This window comes from Candidatus Phyllobacterium onerii, assembly GCF_028331445.1.
GTDB lineage: Bacteria > Pseudomonadota > Alphaproteobacteria > Rhizobiales > Rhizobiaceae > Phyllobacterium > Phyllobacterium onerii.
The window spans coordinates 293,034-308,354 of the sequence record NZ_JAQMHX010000003.1; the positions used below are offsets into that span (position 1 = coordinate 293,034).

10 protein-coding genes are annotated in these 15,321 nt (G+C 56.5%); 8 read left to right on the forward strand and 2 right to left on the reverse strand.

Annotated features, from left to right (window positions below):
• Positions 1 to 174: 174 nt before the first annotated feature.
• On the forward strand, positions 175 to 3,810 hold the full coding sequence (locus PHA01_RS09470; RefSeq protein ID WP_271894745.1) for a hydantoinase B/oxoprolinase family protein: 3,636 nt from the start codon (positions 175 to 177) through the stop codon (positions 3,808 to 3,810).
• Between the two features lie 2 nt (positions 3,811 to 3,812).
• A complete protein-coding gene (locus tag PHA01_RS09475; RefSeq protein ID WP_271894746.1) occupies positions 3,813 to 4,325 on the forward strand; it encodes a GNAT family N-acetyltransferase in 513 nt (170 codons plus the stop codon).
• Positions 4,326 to 4,334: 9 nt separating this feature from the next.
• Here the strand turns inward: PHA01_RS09475 and PHA01_RS09480 are convergent, their stop codons facing one another.
• Positions 4,335 to 6,251: an LTA synthase family protein gene (locus PHA01_RS09480; RefSeq protein WP_271894747.1), complete on the reverse strand. Its 1,917-nt coding sequence runs from the start codon at positions 6,249 to 6,251 to the stop codon at positions 4,335 to 4,337.
• A 278-nt stretch (positions 6,252 to 6,529) separates the two neighbouring features.
• Between PHA01_RS09480 and PHA01_RS09485 the strand changes: the two genes are divergently transcribed.
• Together PHA01_RS09485 and PHA01_RS09490 are read left to right on the forward strand one after the other, a co-directional pair.
• Positions 6,530 to 7,783 (forward strand): BtaA family protein, encoded by a 1,254-nt coding sequence (locus PHA01_RS09485; RefSeq protein ID WP_271894748.1) that lies wholly within the window; start codon positions 6,530 to 6,532, stop codon positions 7,781 to 7,783.
• A 4-nt stretch (positions 7,784 to 7,787) separates the two neighbouring features.
• On the forward strand, positions 7,788 to 8,447 hold the full coding sequence (locus PHA01_RS09490) for a class I SAM-dependent methyltransferase (RefSeq protein ID WP_271894749.1): 660 nt from the start codon (positions 7,788 to 7,790) through the stop codon (positions 8,445 to 8,447).
• Between the two features lie 2 nt (positions 8,448 to 8,449).
• On the opposite strand, the gene PHA01_RS09495 is transcribed toward PHA01_RS09490, so the two are convergent.
• Positions 8,450 to 9,472, reverse strand: a complete 1,023-nt coding sequence (locus PHA01_RS09495; protein ID WP_271894750.1) for a Tle-like phospholipase domain-containing protein — start codon at positions 9,470 to 9,472, stop codon at positions 8,450 to 8,452.
• Positions 9,473 to 10,133: 661 nt separating this feature from the next.
• On the opposite strand from PHA01_RS09495, the gene PHA01_RS09500 reads away from it, so the two are divergent.
• From PHA01_RS09500 to PHA01_RS09515, 4 genes are read left to right on the forward strand one after another with little or no spacing between them, the layout of a single operon-like run.
• Positions 10,134 to 11,309, forward strand: a complete 1,176-nt coding sequence (locus tag PHA01_RS09500) for an acyltransferase family protein (protein ID WP_271894751.1) — start codon at positions 10,134 to 10,136, stop codon at positions 11,307 to 11,309.
• 13 nt (positions 11,310 to 11,322) lie between these two features.
• On the forward strand, positions 11,323 to 12,429 hold the full coding sequence (locus tag PHA01_RS09505) for a glycosyltransferase family 2 protein (RefSeq protein WP_271894752.1): 1,107 nt from the start codon (positions 11,323 to 11,325) through the stop codon (positions 12,427 to 12,429).
• Positions 12,430 to 12,434: 5 nt separating this feature from the next.
• Positions 12,435 to 13,469 carry a glycosyltransferase family 2 protein gene (locus PHA01_RS09510; protein ID WP_271894753.1) on the forward strand — a complete coding sequence of 345 codons (1,035 nt, stop codon included), beginning with the start codon at positions 12,435 to 12,437 and terminating at the stop codon, positions 13,467 to 13,469.
• Positions 13,470 to 13,473: 4 nt separating this feature from the next.
• The gene (locus PHA01_RS09515) at positions 13,474 to 15,255 is read left to right on the forward strand and encodes an ABC transporter ATP-binding protein (RefSeq protein WP_271894754.1); all 1,782 of its coding nucleotides are present in this window, start codon (positions 13,474 to 13,476) and stop codon (positions 15,253 to 15,255) included.
• Positions 15,256 to 15,321: the final 66 nt, after the last annotated feature.

Consider the following 15,321-nt stretch of genomic DNA (forward strand, 5'->3'; position numbering starts at 1 on the left):
GGATTTTGTTTTCGCTTTCGGTTAATTCCTGTGTGGATAACCACACATACGCAGAAAATTTAATCCAAGTGCTGCAGCCGATTGCGCTTGCTAACCGGGCCTGTTTATTGTGAGGCGGCGGCGCAAGCTCGCCGAAATTTTGCAAATCACTAATTTTGAGATCGGACGAATATTATGAGCGACAAATGGGATTTCTGGATCGATCGTGGCGGTACGTTCACGGACGTCATCGCACGCGATCCCGAAGGCGCTATACGAGCCCACAAGTTACTTTCGGAAAACCCAGAAGCTTATCGCGATGCGGCCATCCAGGGCATTCGCGATTTGCTTGGCGTCAAAAAGGACGACCCCATCCCCTCGCAGCGTATCGGTGAGGTCAAGATGGGCACGACCGTCGCCACCAATGCGCTCCTCGAGCGAAAGGGTGACAGGACGGCCCTCGTGATTACCAAAGGGTTTCGTGACGCTTTGAAGATCGCCTATCAAGCGAGGCCGGACATCTTTGCCAAGGAAATCATCCTCCCTGAACAGCTATATGAGCGCGTGATCGAAATCGACGAGCGCGTCCATACAGACGGAACCGTGGAAATCCTTCCTGACGCTGAACAAATCCGTGTTGCATTGACCGATATCAAGCAGGCTGGCATCGATGCCGTTGCGATTGTCTTTATGCATGCCTGGAACTATCCGGCGCATGAACGGATAGCGGCAAAAATTGCGCGCGAAATGGGCTTCGGCCAAGTCTCCGTCAGCCATGAGGTCTCGCCGCTGGCCAAGCTCGTTGGTCGCGGTGACACAACGGTTGTCGATGCCTATCTCTCGCCTATCCTGCGCCGGTACGTCGAGCACGTTGCGCGCGAGCTTGGCATAAAGGGCAAGTCCGATCACGGCCCCCGCCTTTCTTTCATGATGTCCTCCGGCGGTCTGACCGCCGCCGATTTGTTTCAAGGCAAGGATGCGATCCTCTCCGGTCCAGCTGGTGGCGTCGTCGGCATGGTTGAAACCGCAAAGCTCGCCGGTTTCGACAAGGTGATCGGATTCGACATGGGCGGCACCTCGACCGATGTCGCACACTATGAGGGCGACTACGAGCGCGCCTTCGACACCGAAGTCGCGGGCGTCCGCATACGCGCGCCGATGATGCGCATTCATACGGTGGCGGCGGGCGGCGGATCGATCCTGCACTATACTGCCGGCCGATTTCAGGCGGGTCCCGATTCTGCCGGCGCCAATCCTGGCCCGGCCTGTTACCGTCGCGGTGGCCCGCTGGCCGTGACCGATGCCAATGTCATGCTCGGGAAGTTGCAGCCCAAGTATTTCCCGGCGATTTTCGGTCCGGGGCAGAATGAGCGGCTCGACCGCGAGGTGGTGGTCCAGAAATTCACTGCCCTCGCCGTAGAAATCGGCGAAGGCAAAACACCGGAAGAGGTTGCCGAAGGTTTCATCACCATCGCGGTCGAAAACATGGCCAATGCGGTGAAAAAGATTTCCGTACAGCGGGGCTACGACGTCACCCGGTATCTGCTGAATTGTTTCGGTGGCGCAGGAGGCCAGCATGCCTGCCTCGTTGCCGATGCTCTTGGCATGGAAGCCGTGTTGATCCATCCCTTTTCCGGCCTGCTTTCCGCCTATGGTATCGGCTTGTCCTCCATATTCGCCTCCCGTCAGCAAGCGTTGGTGAAAGCCTTGTCCCCAAGCTCATTGAGCGACATACGCCAGCTGTCCGACCGTCTCTCCGGAACTGTCATCGCGGAAATCACCGAACAAGGCGTACCCCCTGAACACATTATTTCACGCCCGATCCTGCATCTGCGCTATGACGGCACCGATACGACGATCCCTGTCGATTTCAGTAGTTTCTCGATCGATAAAGCGCGCCTTGCCTTTGAAGCTGCGCACAAGGCCCAGTTCGGTTTCATCTATGACGACAAGGGTATCGTCGTAGAAGCAGTCGGCGTGGAGGGTTCCGATAGCCGCGGGCACCAGCAGATTGAAACCGAGCAACGCCAGGACAATTCGAAGCCCGAGGCCGGTGAGACCTGCACGGTCTACACCGGAGGAGCCTTCCACGACGCTGTCACCTTCCCGCGCGCCAATCTCAGGCCTGGGCACAAGGTCAGTGGCCCGGCGTTGATCATCGAGACACATCAAACGATTGTCGTGGAACCCGGCTGGCAAGCGGAAATCACCGCGCTCAATCACGTTCTGATGCGGCGGATCGAGAAGAAGGCACGCGTTGCAGCGCTTGGCACGCAGGCTGATCCGATCATGCTGGAGGTGTTCAACAATCTCTTCATGTCGATCGCCGAGCAGATGGGCGTGACGCTGCAAAACACCGCTTATTCGGTCAACATCAAGGAACGGCTGGATTTCTCCTGCGCGGTTTTTGATCGCAATGGCGCGCTGGTGGCCAATGCCCCGCATATGCCGGTGCACCTGGGATCGATGGATCGTTCCGTCGAAACGATCATCAAGTTAAATGAAGGCGATATCCATCCGGGCGATGTTTTCGCACTCAACGCACCCTATAATGGCGGCACGCATCTTCCCGACATCACAGTAGTTACCCCGGTTTTCGATGACGCGGGCAAGAACATCCTCTTCTATTCGGCGTCTCGCGGTCATCACGCGGACATCGGTGGATCGGCGCCGGGGTCAATGACGCCGCTGGCGACGACCGTGGACGAAGAAGGCGTCTTGATAGACAATTTCCGTCTCGTTGAACGGGGCCGCTTCCGCGAAGAAGAACTGACCGCGCTTTTGACCAACCATCCATGGCCTGTGCGCAATGTTCACCAGAATATTGCCGATCTGAAAGCCCAGATCGCCGCCAATGAGAAGGGCGTGAATGAACTCAGGAAGATGATCGCGCAGTTCGGTCTCGATGTGGTCGAGGCCTATATGGGTCACGTGCAGGACAACGCGGCCGAAAGCGTCCGCGGCGTTCTCGACCGGTTGCCTGAACATTCCGAATGTTCCTATGCGACCGATACGGGCCAGACGATCAAGGTCAAGATCACTGTCGACAAGCGCGAGCGCCGGGCGACTGTCGACTTCACAGGCACCTCGCCAGTGATGAAGAACAACTTCAACGCGCCAGAACCGGTGGCGCGCGCGGCAGTTCTTTATGTCTTCCGCGTCATGGTTGAGGGCGCGATCCCGATGAATGCAGGCTGTCTGCGTCCGATCGACATCATCACTCCCGATGGTTCTATGCTCAAGCCTGCCTATCCAGCAGCTGTCGTGGCCGGCAATGTCGAGACTTCGCAGCATGTTACCAATGCGCTTTTCGGGGCGCTTGGTGCGATGGCGAATTCGCAAGGAACGATGAACAATCTGACCTTTGGCAATGATCAATACCAGTACTACGAGACAATCTGTTCAGGGTCTCCCGCCGGCCATTTCAACAATGGGGCGGGCTTTGCCGGAACCTCCGGCGTTCACACCCATATGACGAATTCGCGCCTCACTGATCCGGAGATACTCGAAATGCGATTTCCCGTCCTGCTTGAGGACTTTCACATTCGGGCAAATTCCGGAGGCGCCGGGAAGTTTTCGGGAGGCGGTGGTACCAAACGCACTATCCGGTTTCTAAGGCAGATGGATTGCTCGATCCTCTCATCACATCGCAATCGTCCCCCAGAGGGCCTCGATGGCGGCAGCGACGGCGAGGTGGGCAAAACCGAAGTGCGCCGCAACGATGGAACTATTGAAACATTGAAGGCGTGCGATCAGACTGTACTCGAGGCAGGTGAGGCCGTCATCGTCACAACGCCAACGCCCGGCGGCTACGGCAAGATCGGAGCCTGACAATGGTGCGCGCCGCCACTCCCCTCATTAGGATTTTGGACGGCGCCGATGCCGAAGCCTTTCACGCGCTGCGCCTGTATGGGTTGCGCAGTGCGCCAGAGGCTTTCGGTTCGAGCTACGAAGAGGAACGCGAACTCGGCATCGAGGAGGTCCGCCGGCGCCTCGATGACCGCCCCAATGCAGCCTTTGGTGCATTCGTCGATGATATCCTTGTCGGCGTTGCCGGGTTCGCCATGAACACCAAAAGCAAGCAAAGACACAAGGGGCTGCTGTGGGGCGTCTTCGTCGACAAGGACTGGCGCGGACATAACCTCGGAAAGCAATTGACGGAGACAGTCATCGATTATGCTCGGGGTCATGTCGATACGTTGCACGCAACCGTAATGGCCACAAACATTTCGGCACGCGCGCTTTATCTGGGGCTTGGCTTCACCGTGTTCGGCTTTGAAAAAGATGCCTTGCGCGTCAACGATCAATCCTATGACGATGAACTATTGCGATTGGACCTGAGATAAACAGGTGTCTTAACTGCCGTGAACATTCAACTCGGGAAAGAATTTATCCTGACCCGCCCGGTTCCCGAACATCATGTCATATTGCAGCAGCCGGAAATTGTTGATCAGCGGGTCGGTGCCTGGTTTTTCGATCCAGTCAGGATTTGACATGTCGTCTGTAGACAACAGCAGATGGCGGTCTATGACCTTGTAGCGGTCACGGATCGCGCCAAGAAAACCTGTGTAATATGGATGGCTTAACCCAGCAAGCTCAAGCACGTGCAGAGGCAGGAAAGCCGGGCTGACAGTACCGATGCCATGATTCGTTCCCGTTCGATTGGACCAGACTACCAAAGGCGTTTCATGCTGCTTGAGCATCTCGTCGAGCGGCGCGCGCCTGTCTGCAACGCGGCCTTTCATATATCCCGTGGAGATGTAGGCGTCGCCAAGGGGTGGCAGATGATCGCCGAAAAAGACAAGGATCGTCTGGCGTTTGCGCTTTGACGCCCAGTCCATCAGTCTCTTCAAACCACGGTCAGCATCGGCGACACCTTCAGAATAAGTGCGGATGGCTTCGCGCTCGGCAACACCTGTTTCTGTCGCCACGTCAATAGATGGGTCTTTGTAACGATACGGTTCATAAGGGCCATGACCCTGCAAGGTCACGGTGAAGAAGAAGAACGGGCCTTTAGTCTCGTCCGCTTCCCGAATGACTTCCTCCATCAGGGCCGCATCCGATACCAGCGGTCCCCGCGACGCGAGTTTCGGTAGATTCTCCTCCGATCGGAATGCGTCGAAGCCGAATGCCTGATAGACATTCCGGCGGTTCCAGAACCATTCGTGATAGGGATGGATTGCTTTCGTAACGTAGCCCTTGCTTTTCAGAAAGGTGGGGAGCGAAGGTAGAGGATGGCGGATGTATTGCTGATAGGGAATGCTGCCATAGGGCAAAAATGCGTTGGAAAATCCTGTCAACGCCTCAAATTCCACATTGGCTGTCATCCCGCCGAACTCTGGCGAGAACACCGATCCAGATTGCCTCGCACGCACCGTCGGGAGCGGATCACGATTGAAATTCACGCCGCGTAACCGTGTCGGATCCCAGAACGATTCGCTCATCACCATAATGATATCGGGCTTGTCCTGTGACTCCATCGCTATCGCAGGCATCGAAATCGCGGTGATCGCATCGGAGGAATAGCCTTGAGGAACGGTTAGGTCGGCCATGGGCAAATTGAGCGCGAAGGCCATCGTAAACCCGTTATGGGCATAGTTCTCCTTCTGATCCCACATGATTGGCTGTACGCGCAGGCGGTCCCTTGCCCAGGAAAAATTGTTGTAATCCATGATCGAAACAAAGAAGACCAACGCCGGTATCGCGACAACGAGCCGCCACAGGCGTCCCCTGCCGTTGAGCCTGAAGGTGCGCTGGCGCCAAAACCGCCAGGTCAAGACCAGTCCCGCACTTACCAAAATCGTTATTACGACGATGCCGGCGGCACTCCACGGACGTTCCCTGACGAGCAAGGGTAGAAGATCCACGACCTGGCGCGAATACAGAAAATCGGTGGGGTAAAGCGGATCTCCGAGATACAGCGCTTTCTGTCTTCCAATCCACGTGAACAGCAACACGCAGGGAGCGACGACCAGCAGTCCATTGTGAGAACGTCCGAGAAGCGCATCGAACGCAATCATCACCAGTGCATAGAAGCCGACAGTCGTCCAGGCAGGCCGGTAGAGCTCCTGAAAAAACAGCATCGTTTCCGAAATTGAGCCGCGCGATACCAGTTCAATGGCAAACACCAGGACCGTTGAAAGAACGCAAACAGCGATCACATAACCCGTGTGCCTTAGGTAGATTGCAAACATGGAGGGCTGAGTCGCAGCCGCATCGGCCTGCCAGGCACTCTCTGTCTTAACTTCGACTTGCTCGACCTGCCTGACCAACGCCATCTCCAACAATGCATGCGCGGGCGGTTGTTACAAAACCGTCACTAAAACGTCATATATCAGCTGGCCGTTCCGGGAAAAGTGGGAAAAACAAGGAATTAGCCGAATTCGATCACTTATGCGGCAACAGTGTCACATTGCGCGAACGAGCAAACCCAATGGGTTGCCGCTATAAGTTGAATCAATTTGACAATTCGTTGCACCGGCACCGTCACCCGTCTGTTACATCGAAATGTTAGGCGAGCAGGAATTTCCAACAAAGGGGATTCGATTAGATGCCGTTTGCTCGACAATCCACAAATGCCCCTCTCCCGCGCAGTGAGAAGCTGAACAAGGCAGTCCGTCAGAACAGATTTCTATCGCGAGCGGGGATATCCGAGCGGCTTTTCGCTCATGTCTTCAAGGGATTGGTCTATCCGCAAATCTGGGAAGATCCCGAAGTCGACATGGAGGCGCTGCAGATCCGCCCTGGACATCGCATCGTTACAATCGCATCGGGCGGCTGCAATGCCATGTCCTACCTGACGGCTGACCCTGCCAGCGTCGAGGCCGTAGATCTGAATACTGCCCACGTCGCGTTCAACCGCCTGAAGCTCGCGGCAGTGGCAAACCTGCCCAACTACGATGCGTTCTATCGCTTCTACGGCACGGCCGATGACAAGACCAACCTTGCTGCCTATGAACGCTTCATACGCCAACACCTGGACCCCACGAGCCGCGGCTATTGGGAAAAACGCATGTTGTCGGGGCGCCGGCGTATCACGATCTTCTCCCGCGATCTCTATCGCCACGGCTTGCTCGGTCTGTTCATCGGCATGGGACATCGCGTGGCAAAACTTTACGGCATCGATCCGCGCGATATTCTGAAATCCTCGACCATGGAGGAACAGCGCGCCTATTTCGACAGCGCCTTGGCCCCGCTCTTTGACAAGCGCATGATTCGCTGGGCGACGAAGCGGAAATCGTCCCTTTTTGGCCTTGGCATCCCACCGCAGCAATATGATGCTCTTGCAACCGCGGGAAACGGCAATATGGCACAGGTCCTGCGCGGCCGTCTTGAAAAGCTCGCTTGTGGCTTCCCGCTTTCGGAAAACTATTTTGCCTGGCAGGCCTTCGGTCGTGGTTATAGCGACAACGCTGAAACGGGCCCGCTGCCTTCGTATCTCTCACGCAACAACTTTGCCACCGTGCGCGACCGCGCTGGTCGGATGAGCGTTGTGAATGCGTCCCTGACAGAATTTCTCGCGGCAAAGGCCGTCGCATCCGTCGACCGCTTCATCCTCCTCGATGCGCAGGATTGGATGAACGACAACCAGCTCAACGAACTCTGGCACGAAATTACCCGCACCGCCGCACCAGGCGCTCGCGTCATATTCCGGACCGCTGCCGAGCCGACCATCCTGCCGGGCCGTATCGACGAAGCCCTGCTCGAACGCTGGTCCTATCAGGACGAAGAGTCACTCGCCCTTCACGCCCGCGATCGTTCGTCGATCTACGGCGGTTTCCACCTCTACACGCTGAAGGACTAGTTCGATGCTCGCCAAGATTGAACATGGTCCGCTGATGGATCGGGTCTACCGGCATCAGCGTCATTTCTATGACGCCACCCGCAAATATTACCTGCTTGGCCGCGACCCCATGATCGCGGGCCTCAATCCTCCTGGGAAAGGCAGCATTCTTGAAATTGGTTGCGGTACCGGCCGGAATCTCGTCCTGGCTGGCGAAGCCTACCCCAAGACTTCGCTCTACGGCATTGATATCTCGAATGAAATGCTCGCTACCGCGACCAAAAAAATAGCCGCAGCGGGACTGGACGAACGCGCGCACCTCGCTTACGCCGATGCCGCGGATTTTGATCCGGAAGCGCTTTTCGGACGGCGTGAATTCGACCGGATTTTCATCTCCTATGCGGTTTCGATGATTCCGCAATGGCAAGAGGTGATCCGCGAGGCTGTGAGCCATCTGACGCCTGGCGGCGGCGCCTTGCATATCGTGGATTTTGGTGACCTGAAGGGCCTGCCGGGCTTTACCAGGACTGCCCTGTATAAATGGCTGGAATGGTATCACGTCACACCGCGCAACAATCTGTTCGATGTAGCTGACACGATCGCTGCACAGACCGGTTGTACAAGCGAAACGCGGCGGCTCTACCGCGGCTTTGCCTGGATTTCAGTGATTCGTCGTAAGAAGTAAGTCTACTTGCACAGATCGCTCTTGGAGCCTTCCGAGTTCGGACCCGCGAGGCAATAGAGCATCGACATCTCCGCAGCCGTTCGGGTGTTTTGCGGATTTGTCTCTTGGGCATCGCCACTCGTGGTCTTGTTCAATTCGCAATCGGCGCGAAGCAGGCACATAACGGGGATCCGGGCCATGGCAACAGCGGCCCTCTGCATGCCTTGCGGCCCGACGAAGTCTCCGGCATTTCGCACGCGATACCACTGGTGGACGCGCGAAATCCGGAAGAATGCGCGCGGGTTGGACAGGATCGCCAACCTCGACGGAAGGGTATTGTCGGAAAAAAGATCAACGACCTGGCCATCATACGGCTCCGCAAGACGGCGGTTGTTGGATATGAAGGTCGAATTGAAGACGATGGCAGCGGTACAAGGAAACGCAGCTGCCATGTGACGTGCGAGCCCGCCTCCGAGACCATGTCCGACCATTATGTATTCAACCGGCAGGCCGGCCGCGTTCCGTTGGGCTTCCCTGCGAACTTTGGCGAACTCCTTGCGCGCGGTGCGATATTGATCCCAGGGATTGATCATCTGGGTAAAGTAGGTGTTTTCGCTAATGAGATCATTGAGACTTGTGGAATTGTCTTTCCCACGGAACACCATCATCACCGACAGGCGATCAGCCGCGCGACGATAGTACACTTCGGCGTCGAAGCCACCTGGCCTTACGATCGGTCCACCTTGCGGAGCCCAGCCGAAATAGTCGGGCTGAAGTTTGAAGCGCTCGCGCGGGATCGGTTGATAAACATTCGACGCATAGGCGGCATATATGCCGAAATAATCGGAGATCAGTTCATTGTCATAATCGGGATAGCCGCGATAGTTTCGCCAGAAACTCGGGATCGCAGGGCGAATACAGCTTCCGGTTTGGCCGACGGAAACACCCAAATCATTGCGATCGATCGTTACCCAGGAACTCAAAAAGGCATTTGCAAACGCGACGAAGCCGACGAGCAAAACCAGCAAGCCAAGTCTTCTGATCATTTCTTGCCCCCAAATGGCAAATGCTGCAACCAAACGTCTCAAACATAGGTTGCAACGAGTAACACGCGCCAAGAATTCGTGCAGCTAGGAAAATGGGGGGCATGATCTGGGCCATTGGAACTGCGCCGAGCGCACTTTTGGCCGTCGTGCTATGCGAAGTGCCTGTACCCATTGACGCCACTATCCAATCCGCGTCTCCGACGCCCGCAGGTGCTCCGCTAGCACAAATCTCAACGACGGGATGTTTGCAATGGCCACCGCTGTTATCGGTCGTTTATTGCATGTCATGCCCGAATGGGCGCGCGGTCAGTTCTCGTTCATCGCAGCATTATTGCGACGGACCTAGATTGATTGAACCGCGCCCGACTTATGCCGCACCGTAATCAGACCAAAGTCTGATTACGGTGCGGCCTATGTTTGATATGGAGGGATTTGGAAGACAGGCGAGCACCCTTGTGCTTTCTGCCACGTGCCAAATAGAAGCAGCCGCAATTGTTTGCGGCGAACGGAGCTTTGGTACGTCCGCCGATCGAGGTGATCACGCCCGAGAGAGCCTAATTGTTGGGTCAATGAGGGAGGCCAATTGGCAAGAACCGTCACTGATTGGAGGATTGGCGCGGTCCAGGAGCTTGCCGGCATAGCTGAACGCTGAAGGATCCCGATGTCGAATGTGCGTTATCGGCAGTTGGACGGTCTGAGAGCCGTTGCCGTCGCCATGGTATTGTATGCGCATTTTTTTGCTGCCGATGGCTCTTATTGGGGCCACGTCGGAGTGCGTCTCTTCTTCGTGCTGAGCGGGTTCCTGATTACGCGGCTTCTCCTGGAGGCGCGCTCCGCCGCGGAATTCGAACCCGTTGCGGCACTCAAGTCGTTTTACATTCGCCGGGCATTGCGCATTTTCCCCCCATATTTTGGCATGTTGGGCTTCGTCTGGCTGGCGGGCCTAGAGGAATCCAGACGAGTGCTAGCCTGGCACGCCTTTTACCTTTCAAACTTCTGGTATGCCCTTCGCGATGAGTGGACGCCGTGGATCTTGTGTCACACATGGAGTCTGAGTATCGAAGAGCAGTTTTACGTCATTTGGCCGTTGATTATTCTGTTGGCGCCGCGCCGTTCGATCGAACGGATTTGTATTGGCGTCATCCTCCTTTCGTTGGCATATCGTTTCTACTGGCCTGTTACAGGAACGCCTTCTCTCGCGCGTGATCTGCTTCCTCCGGCATCAATGGACGCACTGGCATGCGGTGCATTGCTCGCTGCCTGGCGATCGAGGACTGCGCTCTCGCCCCGATGGATGTTGATGAGCTGGGTGCCGCTCACCGCCACCTTCCTCATTCTGTTGTGGCTCAGACCAATGCCGATGCCCATGACGCTGGATTGGGCACGCTGGATCGGGCTGGAGATCCTCCCTCTCGTTCCGCTCGTGATGATTGTTGGCTACTGTTCGGCAGGATTGGGCGGTTATCTCGGTCGGCTTGTCGAATGCCCGCCACTGACTGCTCTTGGTCGCATCAGCTACGGCGTTTATCTTTTCCACGCGATCGTTCTTGCTTTTGTCGTCAAGGCTCAACCCTGGATACCCATCAATGTCTCGGAGCAAGGATTTGGCCGGCTCCTCATTGCCGGTGCGGGCACACTAATGCTCGCTTCGATCTCGTGGCTGGTCCTGGAAAAGCGGATCAACGCGCTAAAAGATTTCTTCCCTTACGTCGTTCCAAAAGAGCGCAGCACCACTCTACGGCTTCACGGGACAAAATATCACGGGGACACCGCCCATCCTCACCGTGCAATCGATGACAGCGACGCTCTCCCAAACCCTCAATCGTCAACGAACTGATCCCAGGTGAACCATGCCCACTCCACTGGTCTCCGTCCTGCTGCCCGTCTACAACGGCGAACCATACCTCGCCGCGGCGCTCGCCAGCATTCTGCGTCAGGACCATGAACGTCTGGAGGTCATCGCGATCGATGATGGCTCAACTGATGGCTCCTTGCAGATTCTGCAGCGATACCAGAAGGGCGACGGTCGTATATCCATCGTCTCGCGAGAGAATCGTGGCCTTATCGCAACCTTGAACGAGGGCCTGGCTCTGGCCAAGGGCGAGCTTGTCGCCAGGATGGATGCAGATGACGTCTGCTACACCGCTCGCCTGTCGCGCCAAGTTTCGGTATTTGGCGAGCAACCGCACCTCGCAATCTGCGGGACGGGTATCGACACACTCATCGGCGACCGTATCGTGCGCGGCTCGCTTGATCCACTCTACCTGTGGGCGAATTTAGGGATATTGTCGAAGTTCTTCACGATCTTCATGCACTCGACCGTGGTCTACAACAGAAACGTCATCCCGGATGAGATGCTTTTCTATGACCCACGTTATGTCCACGCAGAAGATTTCGATCTTTTCAGACGGATTACGGATCGCTTTTCGGCGGCAATGATCGGTGAGAGTTTGGTCGCTTACCGTATCCACGGCGAAAGCGTCACAAACAAGCACAAGCGACAAATGCGCAAGACGCATCTGAAGATCGTTGCTGAGAATCTCGAGCGGGAAGGTCTGGTCGACAATCCTGACGTCTTCGACGACATCGCCAACGCCGTGACGATGAACAGTGTTCAGCGGGTTGCGGAATGTATCCTGGGGCTCGAAGAGAATATCTCGACACAGCCCGAGGCGATACGGCCGAGCTATGAAGAAGGCAGATTGAATCTCTTTTACTTTCTCTATCAGCTCATCAGCGATGAACAGCGACCGGAGTTAACGCATGAGTTCCTAACCCGCACGCAAAAATGGGGACTCATTCGGCGCCGCGAACGATACAGTCTCCGCCCTGGTGCATACATGCCGTGGTTCAGTGGCATTTCAATCGCGGCCAACAGGCAGGTCGACGCGTTATCCCGATATTTGCAGTCCGTGCCCGCTGCGACCGTCCTTCCCCGTTATGACCTGATCGGCTGAGCAGAATGGATATAGAATTCCACCAGACCGCCCAACACAGTTTCAAGACGGCGCGCTCCCTGTCGACAATTGCTCCGTCGGAGTCAGAAAAACCGGTGCAGGCAAGTTTCATTGTGTGTACGCGAAACCGCGCTGCGGCTCTTGCGACCTGCATTAGATCGATTGAGGCAGCATGCCGGTCCCATGCTGCCTTTACGAGCGAACTCGTTGTTGTCGACAACGGCTCGACGGACAGCACGCCCGAGTACGTGACGGGCGTGGCCGCTGCCTCAAATATTCCAATCACGCTGCTTGCAGAAGCGCGTCCGGGCCTTGCCGCCGCGCGCAATGCCGGGCTGCGGCATGCGCGGGGCAGCATTGTCATTTTCATCGACGACGATTGCGAAGTTCATCGAGACTATCTCCGTGACCTGGAGCGTCACTATGCGACCGGTGAGCGGTTGGTCATCCGCGGCGGCCGAGTCGAGCTCGGCAACCCCAATGATTTACCATTCACGATCAAACGATCGCCGACGCGTGCGCGGCTCACCCGCGACGTCCATCCCGGTGGCTTCGTGGTGGGCTGCAACATGACGATGCATCGCGACGTCGCGGCCCGTATCGGCCATTTTGACGAGCTGCTCGGCGCGGGTGCGCCGTTGCGAGCCGCAGAGGACACCGACTACCTGATTCGCGCATTCCAGCTGAACGTCCTGGTCGAGTACGTGCCTGACATGACAGTCTTCCACCATCACGGACGAAGCTCTCGCCAGGATGTCGAGAGGCTCCATCGAAATTACAGCTTGGGCAATGGTGGGCTTTACGTGAAGCATATCCGATGTGCTCCTTGGCTGCTTCGCCATTTCTTTTGGTCCGTGAGATCGGCCTGCAGGGAGCTTTTCGGCGGGCCTCGATTCGATCCTGAGCTGCACCTGTCGCACTGGCCAATTGTATTCATGAACTTGTTGGGCGCTGTCGCGTTCGCGGGTCTTCTTCTAACAAAACGGTGGCGTCGTCGAGAGGTGCGCCAAGACAAACAGGCAGCTCTTGAGCTAAGGTGACACCATGTTGCAATTCGTATTGCCAGGCACGCAGATGCTCCGAGACGCGCTGGGGCGCCAATTGCCCCTGCTTTCCGCTGTGGTCATCCTCGGTCTGAGCAGCGCTGCGCTCGAAGGCGCCGGTATAGGTCTCGTCATTCCCATGCTGAGCATCATTGCCGGTCATGAGAATGACGCGGGAATGGCCGGCCTCTCTGCTGTCTTCCAACAAGTCGGATCGGGGTTGGATGATGGAGAACGACTCGTTGTAATCGCGGTCATTGTCCTCGCCTTGATCACGCTGAAGAACGTTTTGGCATTTTCGAACACCGTGCTCACGACATACATCTACGGTAAAGCCAGCCACTCCATTCGAAGCGCGCTCTCACAGCAGCTCCTCAGCATCGGATACCCGTTCTTCCTGCAACAGAGTCCGGGGCGATTGCTGAATATCATCTCCAATGAGTCGTGGCGGGCTTCGGATGCCATCCAGACCGTCCTCGCGTCGATTGTGAGCGCGTCGGCCGCCATCATTCTACTGGGGTTCCTTCTGCTTCTGTCCTGGCAGATGACATTGTTCGTGGCGCTGGGTTTGGCGCTGGTCCAACTGGCGCACGCCATTCTTTCGGCTAGTCTGAAAGACCCGAGCCGTAGTGTCACATCGCTCAATAGCGAACTTGCATCAAGAATGCTCCACCTCGTACACGCCGGCCGGCTGATCCGTATCTTCGGGCAGGAGCGGCGTGAAAAGGCGGTTTTCGACAAAGCATCCGACGCCGTTCGCCGGGCTGGCTTTGTCCTCCAAACCCGGCAGGGGGCACTACCGCCGCTGACCGAGGTCCTGCATGCGATGCTGTTCTTGGCAGTCGTCGTGGTTGCCTGGTTCGTGAATGTGAGTTTTCCGGTTATCGTCGCATTCATCGTCCTCCTCTACCGGCTGCAGCCGCATATGCGTGCCCTGCAATTGTCGTGGAGCCAGATCCAGGGTTGGAGCGGGTCACTGGAAGAAGTGAGATGGCTGCTGGATTCGTCAGATAAGCCAGAACCTCCAACGGGCACGCAGCCGGCCCAAGGCTTACGTCAACGGATGCAATTCGACGGTGTGACCTTTAAATACCCTGGTTCAGGTTCCCGCGCCGCGGTGTTGCATTCCGCGACCTTCGAAATCCGCAGCGGTTGCTCGACAGCAATCATCGGTCGATCAGGTGCCGGCAAAACCACCGTGGTAAACCTTTTGTGCAGATTTGTGGATCCGGATGAGGGGCAGATCATCGTTGATGGCGTGCCCTTGAGCCAGATCGACCCCGTCCAATGGCGAAGCCAGATCGCGCTGGCAAGCCAGGACCTGGAACTTGTGGACGGTACGATTCTGGAGAACATCACTTACGGGCAAGACCTGGCGACAGCCGCCGAAGCGGAGGGCGCGGCAAAATTGGCCGAGGCACACGAGTTTATAGAAAACCTGCCATACGGATATCAAACGATCGTTGGCTACAGAGGCGTCAACCTGTCGGCCGGACAGCGGCAACGCATTGCACTGGCAAGAGCAATGGTGCGCGATCCCGACATCCTGATTCTGGACGAAGCCACAAATGCTGTCGACGGTCTCTCGGAAGCAGCGATCGTCGAGACGCTAAAATCGAGGGCAGGACGGCGTACAACGATCGTGATCAGTCATCATAGGAGCACGATTGCATTTTGCGATGATGTTGTGATCCTCAGTGGCGGTCACGTGAAGAGCCAGGCTCGATTTGCCGAAGTAGCCTCATTGAGTATGGACCAACTTTACGAGCATAAAAACGGCTGACGAACTCGACTAATCGTCTTTTTCTTTGGCAGAATCGTTTCCCTTTGCGGTGAGCGCTGCACTCGA